The organism is Citrobacter sp. Marseille-Q3906 (assembly GCF_916618775.1).
GTDB classification, from domain to species: domain Bacteria; phylum Pseudomonadota; class Gammaproteobacteria; order Enterobacterales; family Enterobacteriaceae; genus Citrobacter; species Citrobacter murliniae.
On the sequence record NZ_CAKAKA010000002.1, the window covers coordinates 2,536,566 to 2,555,161 of the forward strand.

The following is an 18,596-nucleotide window of genomic DNA, read 5'->3' on the forward strand; positions in this document are numbered from 1 at the left end:
CGCTCATGGTGGCCTAACGATCAGTATCAGAGTGTACCGCTGTAGATAAAGAATCTTCGCGATACAACATTTTCGTATCAACAGCAGGTGCTTATGTTCCCCCAATGTAAATTTTCACGCGCGTTTTTGCATCCGCGTTACTGGCTCACATGGTTTGGTGTCGGTGTGCTCTGGTTACTGGTGCAACTCCCCTATCCGGTTTTGTGCTTTCTGGGCACTCGCACCGGTACGCTTGCACGCCCGTTTTTAAAACGTCGTGAATCTATTGCACGTAAAAATCTCGAACTCTGTTTCCCGAATTTATCCCAGCAAGAGAGAGATAAACTGGTCGAAGAAAACTTTCGCTCACTCGGGATGGCTTTGCTTGAAACAGGTATGGCCTGGTTTTGGCCTGACAGCCGGGTACGTAAATGGTTTGACGTTGAAGGGCTGGATAACCTGAAACGTGCTCAAACTCAAAACCGTGGCGTGATGGTAGTAGGCGTACACTTTATGTCGCTGGAGCTGGGTGGTCGCGTAATGGGACTTTGCCAACCGATGATGGCAACCTATCGCCCACACAACAATAAGTTAATGGAGTGGATACAAACTCGTGGACGTATGCGCTCAAACAAAGCCATGATCGGCAGAAATAATCTGCGAGGCATTGTCGGTGCACTGAAAAAAGGAGAGGCCGTATGGTTTGCTCCCGATCAGGATTACGGTCGCAAAGGAAGTTCGTTCGCCCCATTCTTCGCGGTGAAAGATGTAGCAACGACCAATGGTACCTATGTACTGTCACGGTTGTCCGGTGCCGCAATGCTGACTGTCACGATGGTGAGAAAAAAGGATAACTCCGGTTACCGTCTGTTTATTACGCCAGAGATGGAAGGCTACCCGGCTGATGAGAACCTGGCGGCGGCTTATATGAACAAGATTATCGAAAAAGAGATCATGCGAGCACCCGAGCAGTATCTCTGGATCCACCGTCGTTTCAAAACAAGGCCCATGGGCGAAGCTTCGTTATATATCTAAAAAGAAAGGCCGTTCGGCCTTTCTTTTTTTCTGCGACGGAATTACCTGACACCCCATTTGTTCTGTAATTCAGACATCCGCTGGCTATATTCGCGGGAGAGACAGGCAGGCTTATCCTGCTCTTTCCAGCACTCGTTGCGTCCTTTTATCCAACCGCGCTGCTCCGCTTTCAACATCGGATCATTCTTCGATTTAACCAGCGCCTGCTGGTATACAGCATTCAACTTCACATCCATCGCGGAAAGTGACGGGCTGTGGCAAATAATCTCTTCCATGCTTCCCTTGTCGACTGCAGAACATGAAAAGGTCGGGCCAGCATTAGATGATTTTTTTACCGGAGCATAACTCTTATTATCTTCCGGCAGACAGACCCCGTGTTTACGATTAGGACCAGTCCAGGAAACATCCGGGTTCCCGTCATCTTTACGGGAAATGGAGACGGTATTTTTACCGCTTTTTGCCTCCCAGTAATTTTCATTGAATGTTTTAACGATCGCTTTTTCGCCGTTAATCCAAACATTACCTGTACCGTCACTATTCACGCCACCAATACTTGCACAGCTGAAATTCAGTGCCAGCGGAGCCGCTGCCATCGACGTCAGTGGCGTAATAATGAGTGCTAACATCATTAGTCTGGTCATATCTAACCTTTCTTATCGAAATTTTCGCAAAAAATATCCGCATTTATATCATGGGGATATGAGAATTATCTGAGTAAACATTGCGTCGCCCAATAGCAATTCATTACAGATAGAAATCAAACTGTCGCCGAATCACGACACTCGTAAGTTACTAAAATTAAATAAAAAAATGCCTCTTGTCTCACCTCATTTTTAGGCGTACATTAGCGCCGTCTGGAGCATTAAAGCTCAGAATTCTGAGGTGATGCAGCGTAGAAAACGAGGGGTATTCTCTGGTTTGCTCACAGTGGCATCAGCTCTCTGTCAGGTAAGTGTATGTTCATTTAGGCGTGCTTTTGGTACGCGGAGAGATGAAAAGTGAAATATTTCTTTATGGGCATTTCATTTATGGTCATCGTTTGGGCCGGTACTTTTGCCCTGATGATCTAAATAAAAAGATGCAGCAAAAAAACAGGAGCCATCAGGCTCCTGTTTGCTTTTGTATCTGAGCGATCTTTAGTCAGCGTTTTCAGTTGCTGATTTCGTACCGGCAGGCAGTAAGCCATCCGCACGGAACATCGCTTTAATTCCTCTGATCGCCTGGCGAATACGATCTCGGTTTTCAATCAATGCAAAACGCACGTGAGTATCGCCATAGTCGCCAAAGCCAATCCCCGGAGAAACACATACTTTTGCTTCGTTCAGTAGTTTCTTGGCAAATTCCAGTGACCCCATGGCGGCATATTGCTCCGGGATTTTCGCCCAGACGTACATCGACGCTTTTGGCATTTCTACCATCCAGCCAGCTTCGTGCAGCCCTTTGACCAGTACGTCACGGCGCCGCTTATACTGCTCAGCGATATCACGCACACACTGCTGGTCGCCTTCCAGCGCTGCAATCGCCGCAACCTGTAACGGCGTGAACGTGCCATAATCATGATAGCTCTTAATGCGTGCCAGCGCGTTAACCAGCGTTTTGTTGCCAACCATAAAACCAATGCGCCAGCCCGCCATGTTATAGCTTTTCGACAAAGTGAAAAACTCAACCGCTACGTCACGCGCCCCCGGAACCTGCATGATCGACGGCGCTTTCCAGCCATCATAAACAATATCAGCATAGGCCAGGTCGTGAACCACCAGCACGTCGTAACGTTTAGCCAGTGCAACCACTTTTTCGAAGAACTCCAGCTCCACGCACTGCGCAGTCGGGTTGGACGGGAAACCCAGAATCATCATCTTCGGTTTCGGGTAGCTTTCGCGGATCGCACGCTCCAGCTCATTAAAGAAGTCGACCCCTTCCACCAACGGCACAGAACGCACCTGTGCTCCGGCAATCACGGCACCATAAATATGGATTGGGTAACTTGGGTTTGGTACCAGAACTGTATCACCGTGATCCAGTGTCGCCAGCATAAGATGCGCCAGCCCTTCTTTGGAGCCAATGGTCACAATGGCTTCGGACTCAGGATCGATATCAACGTCATAGCGTTCCTGATACCAGCGGGAAATCGCCCGACGCAGCCGTGGAATACCACGAGAAGTTGAATAACCGTGCGTATCCGGGCGCTGAGCCACGGTGCACAATTTTTCGACAATGTGAGGAGGCGTAGCCCCATCCGGATTCCCCATGCTGAAATCGATAATATCTTCGCCACGCCGACGCGCAGCCATCTTCAGTTCAGCAGTGATGTTGAAAACGTAAGGGGGAAGGCGATCAATACGCGTAAAGCGACGTTCAGGGCGGGAGTCAGCCATAATATCCTCAGGATTAACGTTAGCGCCCGGACCGTCCGAGCGACGCTGCCACGATGGTGGCACGTTTAGAAAATAGCCTGAATAAATTCCATCTGTCGAGAGGCAAACAAAAATATTTTTTACTGACGTAAAAGAGGAACTGAAAAAATAAAAAGGGAAATGGACAGTTTTGACTGATTGACAAAATCACCATCCATTAACATTTTGATGTTATAAATTTTACCTCGTAAATCAACCAATCCTCGATATGTATTGTAAACTCACCTCTTCTTTACAATCCCCTTTTAATATTATGGTTTTTCCTCATTAGACGGGTCTTACAGGTATGCTGGTCATCCAGCCTCAGGTTACCTATCATAGAGGTTTAATCCTTTCGCAAGAGTCACCCGTGCACGAAATATTCAATATGCTGCTGGCGGTCTTTGATCGGGCAGCGCTGATGCTGTTTTGTCTGTTTTTCCTGATTCGTATCCGCCTGTTCCGCGAACTGTTGCACAAGTCTGCACACTCCCCGAAAGAGCTACTCGCCGTTACCGCGATTTTCTCCATGTTTGCCCTGTTCAGTACCTGGTCCGGCGTACCGGTAGAAGGTTCTCTGGTTAACGTACGTATTATCGCTGTAATGTCAGGGGGAATTCTGTTCGGTCCATGGGTCGGCATCATTACAGGTGTTATCGCGGGTATTCATCGCTACCTGATCGATATTGGCGGCGTAACCGCCCTTCCGTGCTTTATTACCAGTATTCTGGCGGGCTGTATTGCTGGCTGGATCAACCGTAAGATCCCCAAAGCGCAGCACTGGCGCGCAGGTATTTTAGGCGGGATGCTGTGCGAAACGCTGACCATGATCCTGGTCGTCGCATGGGCCCCCACCACCGAACTGGGGCTGGATATTGTCTCAAAAATCGGTATCCCAATGATCCTTGGCAGCGTCTGCATTGGCTTTATTGTCATGCTGGTACAAAGCGTTGAAGGAGAGAAAGAGGCCAGCGCCGCAAAGCAGGCCAAGCTGGCACTGGATATCGCTAACAAAACCCTGCCACTCTTTCGTCATGTGAACAGCGAATCGTTACGTCAGGTGTGCGAAATTATTCGCCATGACATTCATGCAGATGCGGTCGCAATTACCAATACCCAGCACGTTCTGGCCTACGTTGGTGTTGGGGAACTAAACTATCGCGACAATGATGATTTCGTCAGCCCCACCACTCAACAGGCGATAAATTACGGAAAAATCATCATAAAAAACAATGATGAAGCACATCGTACACCAGAAATACACTCCATGCTGGTGATCCCTTTATGGGAAAAAGGTGTTGTGACCGGCACGCTGAAGATCTACTACTGTCACGCTCACCAGATCACCTCCTCGTTACAGGAGATGGCAATCGGTCTGTCGCAAATCATCTCCACTCAACTCGAAGTATCCCGTGCAGAGCAACTGCGCGAAATGGCAAATAAGGCAGAGCTACGGGCGTTGCAAAGTAAAATCAATCCCCATTTCCTGTTTAATGCGCTAAACGCTATTTCCTCATCCGTGCGGTTAAATCCGGACACCGCACGCCAGCTCATTTTTAATTTGTCACGTTATCTTCGCTATAATATTGAATTAAAAGACGATGAGCAGATTGATATCAAAAAAGAGCTGTATCAAATCAAAGATTACATCGCCATCGAGCAGGCCCGTTTTGGCGACAAGCTGACTGTTATTTATGATATTGATGAAGAGGTCAGCTGCTATATCCCCAGCCTACTGATTCAGCCGTTGGTAGAAAACGCCATCGTCCATGGCATTCAACCCTGCAAGGGGAAAGGCGTGGTTACTATCAGCGTCGCAGAGTGCGGTAATCGGGTCCGGATCGCCGTCAGGGATACAGGCCATGGTATTGATCCGAAAGTTATTGAACGGGTCGAATCCAACGAAATGCCGGGCAATAAAATTGGTCTGTTGAATGTACATCACCGCGTGAAGCTGCTCTACGGCGAAGGATTACATATCCGCCGCCTGGAACCAGGCACAGAAATAGCGTTCTATGTGCCCAATCAACACTCGCCCGCCGCAGCACCGGCTACCTTATTGCTTTAACCAGGAGTGAAGTTGTGAAAGTCATCATTGTTGAAGATGAATTCCTGGCCCAACAGGAACTTAGCTGGCTGATAAAAGAGCACAGCCAGATGGAGATTGTCGGGACGTTTGACGATGGTCTGGACGTGCTGAAATATCTGCAGCATAACCGCGTCGACGCTATTTTTCTGGATATCAATATTCCCTCGCTGGATGGCGTACTACTTGCGCAAAATATCAGCCAGTTCGCGCATAAACCCTTTATTGTGTTTATTACCGCCTGGAAAGAGCATGCCGTTGAAGCGTTTGAGCTTGAAGCGTTTGACTACATTCTGAAACCATACCAGGAATCGCGGATCGTTGGCATGCTACAAAAGCTGGAGGCGGCCTGGCAGCAACAGCAAGCAGGTACGACGCTCACCAGTCCCGTAACACGTGAAAATGACACGATCAACCTGATCAAAGATGAGCGGATCATCGTGACTCCAATCAACGACATTTATTACGCTGAAGCCCATGAAAAGATGACCTTTGTCTATACACGGCGCGAATCGTATGTCATGCCGATGAACATCACCGAATTTTGCAGCAAACTGCCCGCTTCACATTTTTTCCGCTGTCACCGTTCCTTCTGCGTAAACCTCAACAAAATTCGCGAGATCGAACCGTGGTTCAATAACACCTACATTCTGCGGTTAAAAGATCTGGAATTTGAAATCCCGGTCAGTCGGAGTAAAGTGAAAGAGTTCAGACAGTTAATGCATTTATAGCGCTTATCCTACAGAGATAGAGTGATGAAAGAACCAGGCTTGCCCGCAGACCAACAGTTTTTTGCCGATCTGTTCAGCGGCCTGGTGTTAAACCCACAGCGGTTGGGTCGCGTGTGGTTTGCCACTCAGCCAGCCAATTTACCGACCAGCAGTTTGTGCATTGACCTCCCGCGCCTCGATATCGTGCTACGTGGGGAGTACAGCAATCAACTGGAAAAAAAACAGCACAGTCTGCCGGAAGGCGACATGTTGTTTATCCCTGCCAGAGCGGCCAATTTACCCGGAAGCGATAAACCGGTTATGTTGTTGAGTCTGGTGTTTTCTCCGGCGTGGCTGGGGTTGTCTTTTTACGACAACCGCACCGCCTCACATTTGCGTCCGATTCGCCGCATTGAGTTGCCACATCCACAGCGTGGTGAAGGTGATGCAATGCTTACTGCATTAACCCATTTGAGCCGCTCTCCTCAGGCACAGGATATCATTCAGCCCCTGGTGCTCAGCTTGCTGCATCTGTGCCGAAGCGTGGTCAATACCCGGCCGGACACACAGCGACCGCGCTCAGAATTTCTCTATCACAGCATGTGTAACTGGGTACAGGACAACTATACTCAACAGTTGACCCGGGAAAGCGTGGCACAATTTTTCAACATCACTCCGAATCACTTATCCAAGCTGTTTACCCAGCACGGCACGATGGGATTTGTCGAGTATCTCCGCTGGGTCAGAATGGCGAAGGCACGCATCATCTTACAGAAGTATCATCTGCCAATTAGCGAAGTGGCACAGAGGTGCGGATATCATGACAGTGACTATTTTTGCCGCCTGTTCCGGCGTCAGTTTGGCATAACTCCAGGAGAATACAGCGCGCGTTTTCAGTAGTTCGGGTACGAATTAAATGTTGAAAGAAGTTCACTGTACAATTCTGCTGATAAAATCAGCAACCAGATCTCTGGCAATTTCCGCGTTCCTGCAGTCAAAGTTTTCCCCGTAAGGATCACTAAAGCCATGGTGGCTGTTGAGTATATGACATGTGACGGATGCTTTATCGCTCAGTTGACGTTGCACTAAAACAGGATCAAAAGACTGTTCAAACTCAGCAAAAATAACCAAACAAGGACAAGGTGGAATAATATCAGCATAGTCCCTGATGCGAGAGCCATAGTAACAAACAACACCATCACACAATTTACTTTCAGCAGATAACCAGGCAATTGTGGCCCCCACGCTGAAGCCTATTACTATGATTTTCCTGTAGCATGGGCGAATCGTACTGAGCAAAGAAACGACTCCTGAAGGATTAAACCCAGAATGGTTTATAAAGTATCTGTAAGCTTCATCTTGTTGTGAGTATAAAAAAGGTGCTTTATTTTCCAGTAGAGAGGGGCAATAAACATCAAATCCTTTGTTATGATACTCATTACATACCTTTTTTATATGATCGTTAACACCATATATCTCATGCAAAACAACGATGGCATTTTTTTGTTTTTTAATGAATTTTAACATTACCCCTCACTACCTATTCTTAGCTAAAGATTCTCAACTGCAGTTTAAAGTCGGGTATTGGGTGAGATTTCAGCATGACTTGTCAGATGTAAATACATTTTCCCAGTCATAATCACCTGATTCTTCATATGAGCGTGGCCAGTGACGACACCACTCTGGGACGTTTGGAATTTCGACTCTATCAATACCCGGTATATAAGGTTTGATATCCAGTATCGGAGAACCATTAAAAGCATCCAGCCATGCTAAACCAATGACTCCTTTATCATGATCTATATATGTCACTTGTGAACAATCGAGTGCGACAGGGTTTGGACGATAAGGAGACCGTGTTGCAAATGTTCCTAATACATCAGGACCATTTTTATAGGGCTGATGCTCTGTCATTTTACTTCGGTCCATAGGATTGTCACAGGAGGATAGCCACCATAGGACCTGTATGTGACTAAACCCATCAAGGCCAACGAGGGCAGGAATATACTTATGTTCCAGTACCAACTCCACTGTGCCATTTTCAATGCTGATGACTCCAATTGTATCCAATCTAAGGTTTGCCATATCAAGCTCCATTTTTAGCATTGGTTTACGAAAACATCACAACATCCATACCCATAGTGGCAGTACTTTTTTTATACTTAAAGGACTTTTTTCGAGATCGTTTAGCTTTTGATCCATATCTTTTTACCCAGGTTATGTAAGCACAATCATTCAACTTTATTTTGACGAATTTCAGGAATTTATTGGAAGATGCCATCAATAATGATGGCAAAAAGAAGAATTAGATGCATAGCTAACATCAGCATGTCATGCTTTCATAAAAATAATCAGTTGAGAATGTCGTCAGTAACTTTTCTTTAGAGTAGCTTTGTAAGTCATTGCTTGTTATAACCACTACGACCAGTTGAGGAAATGGAAGATAAGAATGAATAATATCAATTGTGTTTTGGAAAATTATCTCAATACATACAGCACATTGCTTACAAAAATATTTCTTGTACTCCTTCTGATACTTTGGTTCCGCACTCTTCTATTAAGACGAAGAAAAAAACAAAGTTCTGTAGCTGCAATCGCGGCAGCCGACGCCAGAGAGCGTTACCAGTGGCGTTATTTTCGATGGTCATTACAATCAATACAGATCGCATTCTATCTGTATCTTACTTGGTCAATAATCAAGTATCTATTGACATGATTAATCCATCTATTAATGGATATGATGAGAATCAGACACTGCAATGCTTGCAGTGTTGTTAACCAATACCGTAAACAGCCAATGTAATTTTGGCTGTTTACGGTTTATAAATAAACGATACTGATGAAAAAACCACTAAAAATAGTGACTGGCTCTATTTTGTACCTTCACTTTGGTTCTCTGAACGCTCTATCTCACGATACCAGCGTGGATGGTGCTTCTTCGCCCAACGTCGGCTGACTTTTCCTTCGATCATGCCTTCTATAGATCCTTTCACCCAAAATGCCATATACATGTGGATTAGAATAGCGTGGATCAGAACGATAGCTGCAGTAGCGTGAATAAGTAAGCTCCAGCGAACAACGTTAATCGGGAAATAGTGGGCAAAGTAGGGCCGCCAGATAATAACCCCAGTGGCCAACAGCACAAAGATCAGACTCATTATGCTCCAGAACATCATTTTCTGACCGGCATTATATTTGCCGACATCAGCGACTTTATGTTCATTCCCCTTCAGTACTTCAACAATACCTTTAATCCAGGGAAGATCCTGTTTATCGGGGATGTTGTGATGTACAAAGCGAACGAACATAAACATCAGCACGATAAAAATCACCACTCCAAAGAATGGATGTAGGATCCTGCCCATTTGCGGCGTACCAAAGGTTTCGGTGAGCCATTGCAACGTCGGGAAAAACAGCGCAACACCAGAGAGTGATACCAGGAAGAAGCTAATTACTACCGTCCAGTGGCAGGCACGGTCGATAAATTTAGTACGAAGTATCATTTTGCTTTTACTCATGACCACTATCCTCCTCATCATCAGCCTCTTTGTTCGGTCCGACACCTATGTAGTGGTAAATCAGTCCAGCAAAAGTGGCGATAAATCCAGCAGCGGAGAGTGGTTTGAGAATACCTTTCCAAAGGTTCACCGGCGCGGCAATTTTCGGGTCATCCGGCAGATTGTGGTAGAGCGAAGGATGGTCTGCATGGTGCAGAACGTACATCACATGAGTGCCGCCCACGGATTGTGGGTTGTATACCCCCGCCTGGGCATAACCACGTTTTTTAAGCTGCATCACGCGGGTTTCTGCCACATTGAGCATCTCTTTTTTGGTACCAAACTGGATAGCGCCGGTTGGACAGGTTTTCACGCAGGCTGGCTCCTGACCGACACTAACCCTGTCGACACACAGTGTGCATTTGTAGACGCGATTATCCTCTGGATTGAGTCGCGGAATGTTAAACGGGCAGCCGGCAATGCAGTAGCCGCAACCAATACAGTGCTCAGACTGAAAGTCGACAATTCCGTTAGCATACTGAATGATAGCTCCGGCAGACGGACATGCTTTCAGGCATCCTGGATCCTCGCAATGCATACAACCATCTTTGCGAATCAACCATTCCAGCTTGTCGTTATGAGTGGTTTCGCTAAAGCGCATCACCGTCCATGACTTGGCGCTGAGATCAGTTGGATTGTCATAGACGCCGTTGCAATAGCCCACTTCATCGCGGATATCGTTCCATTCTGAGCAGGCTACCTGACAGCCTTTGCAGCCAATGCAGGTGGTGACATCAATTAATTTTGCTACTTCTGCACGGTAATCGCGTGCGTGCGGCGGCGGCGTGATGCTATTGGTCGCCGAGCGTTTGATAATATCTTGTGATTGCATAGCCATGAGTTCTTTCCCTTATGCCCTCTCGATGTTGACCAGAAACGCTTTATATTCCGGCGTTTGCGAGTTGGCATCACCAACAGATGGCGTTAACGTGTTGGCGAGGAAACCTTTGCGCGTTGCACCTTCAAATCCCCAGTGGCAAGGGATACCAACGGTATCGACCTGCTTACCATCTATCGTCAGCGTTTGCAGGCGTTTAGTTACCACCGCCTTCGCTTTGATAAAGCCTCGTTTTGACATCACTTTCACAGTATCACCCGCTGCAATGCCTTTTTTGCTCGCCAGCGTTTCACCAATTTCGATGAACTGGTCAGGCTGGGCGATAGCATTCAGCAATGCATGCTTGGTCCAGTGGCGGAAAAGTTCAGTAATGGAATAAGTCGTGGCGACATACGGGAAGGCGTCAGCTTTACCCATATTGTCGATATCGCCACGGTAGATACGCGCAACCGGGCTGGAGATAACCTCAGGATGCAGCGGATTGGTGCCAATAGGTGACTCAATGGGTTCGTAATGTTCCGGGAACGGCCCATCGTTCATTTTGTCTATAGAAAACAGACGCGCGACGCCTTCCTGATTCATAATAAACGGCCCGACATTGCTGCCCGGTTCGGCCTGACTGTAATCGGCAACGTCCATACCTGCCCACTTTTTGCCATCCCAGTGCAGCAACGTACGCTTTGCATCCCACGGTTTTCCAGCGGGATCGGCAGACGCACGGTTGTAAAGAATACGGCGGTTCGCTGGCCACGACCATGCCCAGCCAGGGGTACAGCCCAAACCATATGGATCGCTGTTATCACGGTTAGCCATCTGGTTGCCCTGCTCCGTCCAGCTTCCGCAGTACACCCAGCAGAAACTACTGGTAGAGCCATCATCGCGAAGCTGCGCAAAGCTGCTGAGCTGCTGGCCTTTTTTAGCGATGAGTTGCCCTTTATCATCATAGAGATCCTGAAGTGCCATCCCATTTCCCTCGCGGGCAACTTCTTCCGGATGCGGGTCGTACGGATCTTTATAGTCCCAGCTCATGTTCAGCAACGGTTCGGGATTGGCTCCGCCCTCTTGCTGATAAAGTTCACGCAAGCGCATAAACAGGCGCCCGAGGATTTTTGCATCATGCAATGCTTCGCCAGGCGGCTCTGCTGCCGCCCAGTGCCACTGTAGCCAGCGCCCGGAGTTGGCAATAGAACCGTCCTCCTCCGCAAAGCAGGATGATGGCAACCGGAAGACTTCAGTCTGGATATCTTCCGGCTTCACGTCATTCATCTCACCGTGATGCTGCCAGAAGTTCGACGATTCGGTCGCCAGTGGGTCGATAACCACCATATATTTCAGTTTCGCAAGCGCACGGGAGGATTTGTTTTTATCAGGAAACGCCGCCAGCGGGTTGAAACCTTGTACGATGTAGCCGTTAATCTTGCCTTCCAGCATCAGCTCAGCCTGGGTCATCACGTCATATAGACGATCCCATTTCGGTAGCCAGTCATAGCCCCAGTTATTCTCAGCAGTAGCGCGATCGCCCCAGAAACTTTTCATCATGCTGACGAAGAATTTTGGTGTATTTTTCCAGTAATTCACTTCATTCACGCCAAGCGCAGGCGGGGTACCCTGCGAGATATAGGTCTGGTAGTCAGGTTGTTTTGCGGAAGGTAGCGGCATATAGCCAGGAGGGTTAGTGGAGAGCAACCCGAGGTCGGTGTACCCCTGAATATTCGAGTGGCCGCGCAAAGCGTTGACCCCGCCGCCCGCCATACCGATATTGCCCAGCAACAACTGAAGCATCGCTGCTGCGCGGATAATTTGCGCTCCGGCGGAATGGTGCGTCCAGCCCAACGCATACAGGATTGTCGCGGTGCGATTCGGAACGCTGGTACTGGCGAGGATTTCACAGATTCGGTTGAAATCTGCCACCGACGTACCGCACAGTCGGTTAACCATTTCAGGTGTGTAGCGGTCGACGTGATTTTTCAGCAAATTCCACACGCTGCGTGGGTGAGTCAGCGTTTCATCGCGCAGGGCATTGCCCTGTTCATCCAGTTGATAGAACCAGCTGGACTTGTCGTACTGCCTTTTTTTCGCATCATAGCCGCTAAAAAGGCCATCGTTGAACTGATAGTCATCGCGGATGAGCAAACTGGCGTTGGTGTAGTGCCGCACATACTCATGTTGCACGCGATCATTTTCCAGCAGATAACGAATCACGCCAAGCAGGAATGCAGTGTCGGACCCTGCACGGATCGGCGCATAAAGATCGGCAATAGCGGCGCTACGGTTAAAGCGCGGGTCAACCACCACGACCGTAGCGTCGTTTTTAGTTTGTGCTTCTATCACCCATTTAAAACCAACCGGATGTGCTTCGGCGGCGTTGCCCCCCATAATCAGCACCACGTTGGCATTTTTAATATCGACCCAGTTATTGGTCATCGCTCCACGACCAAAGGTCGGTGCCAACGCAGACACGGTTGGGCCGTGGCACAGCCGGGCCTGGCAATCGATAGCCACCATTCCCAGGCTACGGGTAAATTTGCCGTCGAGAATTCCGGTTTCATTACTTGCCGCCGAGGAGCACAACATACCGGTTGTGGTCCAGCGGTTAACGGTCACACCCTGGGGGTTTTTCTCAATAAAGTTTGCGTCACGGTCATCTTTCATTAATCGAGCAATTCGATTAATCGCATCTTCCCAGCTGATTCGCTGCCATTTATCAGAGCCCGGTGCACGATATTCAGGATACTGCAGGCGCGTTTCGCTATGAATATAATCCAGAACGCCCGCACCTTTCGGGCACAAGGAGCCGCGACTTACAGGATGATCCGGATCGCCCTCAATATGGTAGATGCTTTCTTTGACATTTTTGGCCGTATCGCCAAGGCTGTACATCAACATGCCGCAGCCCACTGAACAGTATGTACAGTTATTCCGCGTCTCTTTTGCTTTTAAGAGTTTATATTGACGGGTTTCCGCGTGAACGGAAAAAGATGATAAAAATCCGAGGGATGCAACAGTGGTTCCTGCCATACCGCCCGCGCAGATTCGAAAGAACTGCCTCCGGCTTAACTCCATGTGTCCTCCAGCTTAAACTTAAGACATGAAAAGGGATGATTATTATAAGGTTAATATGCCGTATAGACCATTGTTATTATATGGTTATAACAAGCAAGAGAAGCCACTATCGGCGGTAGAATGGAAATGGTTTACTGCGTTTGGGTATCTGAAAGGCGGAAATGTGATCAATGGGTCGTTAAACGCTATTTCATGTGCCACTGCCTGCTGAATCCGGCCTGCAAACGTACCCGTCTGTAGACCGGATTCGACGTCGTTTGCGTCTCTACCCGGCATTTATCACAAACTCAAAACGTCAATTCGGCCTCCAGCAAGGCCAGAATGCTTTCGGCATCTTGCGCTGCAAACAGTGACTGGCGAAACTGCTTATTTACCAGCTTGCGCGCCAGCTGCGAAAAGACCTTCACGTGGTTAATACCCTCATCGGCTCCCAGCGTTAGCATGATCACCAGTTCAACGTCCCCCATCTCCGACTGCCAGTCGACCGGCTGCGCAAGCCGGACAATGCTGATGCTGGAGTGACGGATCCACTGGGATTTTGTATGTGGAATAGCCACGCCAAAACCAACGGCGGTCGTGACAATCTCTTCCCGCTGCCAGACATCCTCTTCAAGCTCAAACGGGTGTTCCGTTCGCCCATTTACGCCGAGATTGCCGCACAGGAACTGAATCGCCTGTTCTTTATTGCTCAGTGGTTCGCCTACAAAAATGTTCTCCAGCGCCAGCAACGGGCGGACATCTTTTTGCGGTGCAAACTGATTCAGCAACGCTTCGATCTCCTGCGCGCTGCGACATTCGCAGGCCCGCAGAGCGAGCTCCCGGCACGCCTGGCTGTCCAGTTCACGTAGCTGGCTTTTCACGGCCGGAATACGCGGGCTACTCATACTCAATTCGTCGAGTCCTAAACCCAGCAACAGCGGTAAATAGCGCCCTTCTCCGCCTAGCTCACCACAGATCCCCACCCATTTGCCGCGATCGTGCGCCACGCTGACGATTTGCTGCAGCATCCGCAGAAACGACGGCGTAATCGGGTTATACAACGGCGAAACTCGCGGGTTATTACGATCGACCGCGTACAGATACTGGGTCATGTCGTTTGAGCCGATGCTGAAGAAATCGACTTCGTCACAGAAGTGATCGATGATGTAACACACTGACGGCACTTCAACCATAATCCCCAACGGAATGGCCGGGGCATGGCGTAATCCCTCAAGTTTCAACTCAGCTATCGCTTTTTGCAGTTCACTTTTCACCCACAGGATCTGGTCAAGACTGTGCACCATCGGAATCATCAGTTGCGCGTTACCAAAGGCCGCTGCACGAAAAATGGCGCGTAGTTGAGTACGGAACAATCCGGCAAATTCGGGATAAATTCGCACCGCGCGATAACCAAGGAACGGATTGTCTTCCTGAGGAATATTGAGATAACGGATATTTTTATCGCCACCAATATCCATGGTGCGAAAAATGACCGGTTTGTCGCCAGCGGCCAGTAACACCTGCTGGTAGGCTTCAAACTGCTCCTGCTCGTCAGGCGCGCTGTCTCTGTCCATAAACAGCATTTCAGTACGAAACAGCCCAATACCCTCCGCACCATTAGCAAACGCTCCTGGCGCTTCCAGCGCAGTACCGATATTCGCTGCAACATCAATGCGCTGATTATCTTTGGTGAACGCAGGCTGTGCGGCATCAAGCGCCTGCCTCCGCTGGCATTCATCCGCCAGCTTTTGTGCAATCCCATAATACCCACGCTCAGCATCGTTTGGGTTAATCGCCAGTACACCGCAGCGGGCATCCAGTACCGCATGCTGACCCGTATAGCGGCTAATCGCCTCCAGAGGCAGGCCGCTGAGCACAGGGATCGCCGACGCGCGAGCCAGAATCAGTGTATGCGATGTGCGGCCCGTTTTCTCAAGGATCATGCCGGACAGATGCTGCAAATTGAGGCTTAAAAACTGACTGGGGGTCAGGTCTTCGGCAATCAGTATTGTCGGTTGTTCCAAAATCAGTGCATTACGCGGACGTCTTTCGGGCCAGGTGATGTGCAGCAACTGCTCGCTGATATCACGGATATCGCTGACCCGTTCACGCAGGTAGTCATTGCCGGAGGCTGACAGCTTGTCACACACCTGTTCCATATTGGCGATAATCGCCGCACCTAATCCCAGATGCTGCTCAAGCATCAGGCGACGGATATTGCCGGCAAAACCATCATCCTGAATCAAGGACAGGTGTGCGCTCAGTATGGTTTTACTCTCACCGTCACGCTCTCGCAGCTGCTGATTAAGCTGTTCAGCCAGCGTCACCAGGCTATGCTCCAGCCGGGTATTATCCTCAGCGCTCGCCGCTATTGCCCGATAGACTTCCAGATTATCGCGCTGCCAAAGTGTTAACGAACCAGCCCCTACGCCACCAGCCAGCACATTGCCATACAGCAAATCCGGGTTAAGGCGGATCAGCGAACGTGGCAACGGATGAGCTGCCAGCTCTGAGAACGTGGGCTGGACACTGTCACTGTCAATAAACCGGTGCTGGAGATACTCTTCCAGCGCCCGCCTGGCCTGTTCTTCATCGCTACCGGTAATGGTTAAACTGCAACTGTCGTTAAACAGCGTTCCGGTGCCAATCAGTGCCAGCGAACTTTTCGCATCTGCCCGGGTATTCTGGCGATGATTGATAAATATCACCTCACTTTGCCACTGGCTACAGTGCTCTTTTAGCTCCCATGCCGGACGTGCATGCAGGCCATTGGGTAACGGGCAAAAAAATTGAATCGTGAGCATAACAACTCCTGGTTAGCGCAAAATCAGCACCTGAAATCCGTCAGATGAACAACGGTTTCGCGCGTAAGATGTGAAATAAGAGCCGACAGCAGTTGTTGCGTTTGGCTGATGTCACGGCAATCTGCAATCGACGCAGCGCAGTGCCCATGGCGTGTAGCTGGCCCCAGCACAACCGTCGGGATCCCTGTGCCGCTGACATGAACAGCCCCACCGTCGGTGCCACCGTTACTGAACATATCCAGCTGTAGCGGTATACCCGTTTCATAAGCGACGCTTTCAACCCATGCTGTCAGTTTTGGTGGGGCAATAAGTGACTTATCGCTCAGCACCAGCATCGGCCCTTTGCCGAGCTGTCGATGATTCGCCGCACCATAATCAAAGTTTTTTGCCCAGCAGGCCGTGTCCAGCACAATGGCTATGTCCGGTGCAACCGCACGCGCCGCCGTTTGCCCTCCACGTAACCCAACCTCTTCACTGGAGCTGGCCACCAGCCAGACTTCACAAGGCAGTTCAGCGCCATGCCATTCACGTAACAGCGCTATCAGCAGATAACACCCGAGCCGATCATCAAAGGCTTTTCCCATTACCCGCTGGTGTGGCAAAACCTGGAAAGTAGTGTCAAAAGTGACGCGATCGCCCGGACGGACGCCAGCCTGAATGACCTCGTCATATGAGCGCGCGCCAATATCCACCCGCATCGCGCTAACATCATTGCCACTACGTTCTCCGTCAAGCAGCCCAGGGATTTTGCTCTCCTCTCGGGTGGTAATCCGCACCAGTTGCAGTTGCCTGGCCGCCATCCGCACATTTCCTACCGGTAAAACATCAATCGCCCCTTCGCTGGAGATACTGCGTACAATAAATCCCACTTCATCCATATGCGCGCAAATCATCACTTTCGGACCTGTCGATTCATTGAGTCGAATCAGTACCGAGCCAAGGCCATCAATGCGCACCTCTTTATGCAGACGATCAGCCTCATCAAGTAAGATCTGACGAACCTCTTGTTCTGAAGACGCGATGGCATCCGCCTCACTCAGCGCTTTCAGCAGCGATAAATCCATTACGCCTCTCCCGTATGTAACAATGTTTTCGACATGCTGTAGAGCACCTCACCGCCGTCTGGCGTAACCAGCACAACATCCTCAATACGCACTCCCCCTTGCCCCGGCAGGTAGATACCCGGCTCAACGGTAAGCAACATGCCAACCGCCAGTGAAGTCGTATCTGTCGGGGAGAAGCGAGGGTTTTCATGGACCTCAATACCGATAGCGTGTCCGGTGTTATGGCCAAAGTAATCACCATACCCCGCGTCGGTAATGACCTGGCGAGCGGCGGCATCCACCTCATGGCAGTGCACTCCTGGGCGAATTGCCGCCACCGCTGCACGGTGTGCGGCCAGAACAATTTGATAAACGGGAAACAGAGCGCTTTCTTCTGCCGGTCCCGCACCAGGGACGCGAAACGTTCGCGTCATATCCGAACAATATCCCTGGTACTGTGCGCCAAAATCCAGCGTGATAAATTCGCCCGCTTCGACAAGCTTGTCGCTGGCTTTTCCATGTGGCAACGCGCCGCGCCAACCGCTGGCGACAATGGTGTCAAAAGAGATCTTTTCCGCACCAAGTGTGCGCATATACCATTCCAGCTCAGCGGCAATGGCTCGTTCACTGAGGCCTGGCTGAATAAAACGACGAATGTGTTCAGCACCGAGATCGGCAATCCGGCAGGCCTCGCGGATACAGGCAATCTCCTGTGCCGTTTTAACCTGCCGAAGAACATCCGGTACCACGCTCACCAGTCGGGCGCGCAATTTACCTGACCACATGTGCGCCGTTTGCCAGCTAACCTGCTCTCCTTCGAAGCCCAGCGTATCCAGGTTTTCGTCATCAATGATTTGATTCACCCGCGAATACAGCGTCTGCGCCCCATCCAGTAAATGGAGCTGGTAGCCACATGTACGCGCCGCGATATCGGTGTAGTAACGGGAATCCACCAGAATATGTGCTTTTTTATGGCTGATAAGCACAAACCCAGAACTGCTGGAGATACCCAGATGCGGCTGTTTATTCTGCCGCGATGAAAGCAGCACGGCGTCCAACCTTTGCGCCGTTAGCCATTCGCGCAATGAGGCAAGTAAACTCATGATGAC

15 protein-coding genes are annotated in these 18,596 nt (G+C 49.5%); 5 read left to right on the forward strand and 10 right to left on the reverse strand.

Going from position 1 to position 18,596, the window contains the following annotated elements:
- The first annotated feature begins 93 nt into the window (after positions 1 to 93).
- Entirely contained in the window at positions 94 to 1,014 is a 921-nt protein-coding gene (gene lpxP, locus LG384_RS16360) for a kdo(2)-lipid IV(A) palmitoleoyltransferase (protein WP_045445791.1), read from the forward strand.
- Positions 1,015 to 1,055: 41 nt separating this feature from the next.
- On the opposite strand, the gene LG384_RS16365 is transcribed toward lpxP, so the two are convergent.
- The gene (locus tag LG384_RS16365) at positions 1,056 to 1,655 is read right to left on the reverse strand and encodes a lysozyme inhibitor LprI family protein (RefSeq protein ID WP_048220877.1); all 600 of its coding nucleotides are present in this window, start codon (positions 1,653 to 1,655) and stop codon (positions 1,056 to 1,058) included.
- A 357-nt stretch (positions 1,656 to 2,012) separates the two neighbouring features.
- Here LG384_RS16365 and ypdK point away from each other — a divergent pair, with 357 nt between their 5' ends.
- Positions 2,013 to 2,084: a membrane protein YpdK gene (ypdK, locus tag LG384_RS16370; RefSeq protein ID WP_010723117.1), complete on the forward strand. Its 72-nt coding sequence runs from the start codon at positions 2,013 to 2,015 to the stop codon at positions 2,082 to 2,084.
- Between the two features lie 66 nt (positions 2,085 to 2,150).
- On the opposite strand, the gene alaC is transcribed toward ypdK, so the two are convergent.
- Positions 2,151 to 3,389, reverse strand: a complete 1,239-nt coding sequence (alaC, locus tag LG384_RS16375) for an alanine transaminase (protein WP_045449736.1) — start codon at positions 3,387 to 3,389, stop codon at positions 2,151 to 2,153.
- A 388-nt stretch (positions 3,390 to 3,777) separates the two neighbouring features.
- On the opposite strand from alaC, the gene LG384_RS16380 reads away from it, so the two are divergent.
- The 3 genes from LG384_RS16380 to LG384_RS16390 are packed head-to-tail and all read left to right on the forward strand — an operon-like array spanning position 3,778 to position 7,103.
- Positions 3,778 to 5,475 (forward strand): sensor histidine kinase, encoded by a 1,698-nt coding sequence (locus LG384_RS16380; protein WP_136345336.1) that lies wholly within the window; start codon positions 3,778 to 3,780, stop codon positions 5,473 to 5,475.
- 14 nt (positions 5,476 to 5,489) lie between these two features.
- Entirely contained in the window at positions 5,490 to 6,224 is a 735-nt protein-coding gene (ypdB, locus tag LG384_RS16385) for a two-component system response regulator YpdB (RefSeq protein ID WP_045445801.1), read from the forward strand.
- A 24-nt stretch (positions 6,225 to 6,248) separates the two neighbouring features.
- Positions 6,249 to 7,103, forward strand: coding sequence for an AraC family transcriptional regulator (locus LG384_RS16390; protein WP_048220876.1), 855 nt, complete (start codon positions 6,249 to 6,251; stop codon positions 7,101 to 7,103).
- A gap of 30 nt (positions 7,104 to 7,133) precedes the next feature.
- On the opposite strand, the gene LG384_RS16395 is transcribed toward LG384_RS16390, so the two are convergent.
- From LG384_RS16395 to ypdF, 8 genes are all read right to left on the reverse strand, one after another.
- Positions 7,134 to 7,730, reverse strand: a complete 597-nt coding sequence (locus tag LG384_RS16395; RefSeq protein WP_045445807.1) for a dienelactone hydrolase family protein — start codon at positions 7,728 to 7,730, stop codon at positions 7,134 to 7,136.
- 69 nt (positions 7,731 to 7,799) lie between these two features.
- Positions 7,800 to 8,288 (reverse strand): TrmO family methyltransferase, encoded by a 489-nt coding sequence (locus LG384_RS16400; protein WP_225761234.1) that lies wholly within the window; start codon positions 8,286 to 8,288, stop codon positions 7,800 to 7,802.
- Between the two features lie 785 nt (positions 8,289 to 9,073).
- A complete protein-coding gene (gene fdnI / locus LG384_RS16405; protein ID WP_225761235.1) occupies positions 9,074 to 9,721 on the reverse strand; it encodes a formate dehydrogenase-N subunit gamma in 648 nt (215 codons plus the stop codon).
- Complete coding sequence (gene fdxH / locus LG384_RS16410; RefSeq protein WP_225761236.1) at positions 9,714 to 10,598, reverse strand: formate dehydrogenase subunit beta; 885 nt, start codon at positions 10,596 to 10,598, stop codon at positions 9,714 to 9,716. The genes fdnI and fdxH overlap by 8 nt, the downstream gene beginning before the upstream one ends.
- A gap of 12 nt (positions 10,599 to 10,610) precedes the next feature.
- Positions 10,611 to 13,661: a formate dehydrogenase-N subunit alpha gene (gene fdnG / locus LG384_RS16415; protein WP_225761237.1), complete on the reverse strand. Its 3,051-nt coding sequence runs from the start codon at positions 13,659 to 13,661 to the stop codon at positions 10,611 to 10,613.
- A 287-nt stretch (positions 13,662 to 13,948) separates the two neighbouring features.
- The gene (gene ptsP / locus LG384_RS16420; RefSeq protein WP_225761238.1) at positions 13,949 to 16,444 is read right to left on the reverse strand and encodes a phosphoenolpyruvate--protein phosphotransferase; all 2,496 of its coding nucleotides are present in this window, start codon (positions 16,442 to 16,444) and stop codon (positions 13,949 to 13,951) included.
- A 23-nt stretch (positions 16,445 to 16,467) separates the two neighbouring features.
- Positions 16,468 to 17,508 (reverse strand): aminopeptidase, encoded by a 1,041-nt coding sequence (ypdE, locus tag LG384_RS16425; RefSeq protein WP_225761239.1) that lies wholly within the window; start codon positions 17,506 to 17,508, stop codon positions 16,468 to 16,470.
- Entirely contained in the window at positions 17,508 to 18,590 is a 1,083-nt protein-coding gene (gene ypdF, locus LG384_RS16430; RefSeq protein WP_045445826.1) for an aminopeptidase, read from the reverse strand. Before ypdF ends, ypdE begins: the two co-directional genes overlap by 1 nt.
- Between the last annotated feature and the right edge of the window lie 6 nt (positions 18,591 to 18,596).

Bases quoted from the DNA above. Each gene is read 5' to 3' on its own strand.
- fdnG (WP_225761237.1), bottom strand. From the start codon at position 13,661: ATGGAGTTAAGCCGGAGGCAGTTCTTTCGAATCTGCGCGGGCGGTATG.
- fdnI (WP_225761235.1), bottom strand. From the start codon at position 9,721: ATGAGTAAAAGCAAAATGATACTTCGTACTAAATTTATCGACCGTGCC.
- ypdF (WP_045445826.1), bottom strand. From the start codon at position 18,590: ATGAGTTTACTTGCCTCATTGCGCGAATGGCTAACGGCGCAAAGGTTG.
- LG384_RS16400 (WP_225761234.1), bottom strand. From the start codon at position 8,288: ATGGCAAACCTTAGATTGGATACAATTGGAGTCATCAGCATTGAAAAT.
- fdxH (WP_225761236.1), bottom strand. From the start codon at position 10,598: ATGGCTATGCAATCACAAGATATTATCAAACGCTCGGCGACCAATAGC.
- LG384_RS16365 (WP_048220877.1), bottom strand. From the start codon at position 1,655: ATGACCAGACTAATGATGTTAGCACTCATTATTACGCCACTGACGTCG.
- alaC (WP_045449736.1), bottom strand. From the start codon at position 3,389: ATGGCTGACTCCCGCCCTGAACGTCGCTTTACGCGTATTGATCGCCTT.
- ptsP (WP_225761238.1), bottom strand. From the start codon at position 16,444: ATGCTCACGATTCAATTTTTTTGCCCGTTACCCAATGGCCTGCATGCA.
- lpxP (WP_045445791.1), top strand. From the start codon at position 94: ATGTTCCCCCAATGTAAATTTTCACGCGCGTTTTTGCATCCGCGTTAC.
- ypdE (WP_225761239.1), bottom strand. From the start codon at position 17,508: ATGGATTTATCGCTGCTGAAAGCGCTGAGTGAGGCGGATGCCATCGCG.
- LG384_RS16395 (WP_045445807.1), bottom strand. From the start codon at position 7,730: ATGTTAAAATTCATTAAAAAACAAAAAAATGCCATCGTTGTTTTGCAT.
- LG384_RS16390 (WP_048220876.1), top strand. From the start codon at position 6,249: ATGAAAGAACCAGGCTTGCCCGCAGACCAACAGTTTTTTGCCGATCTG.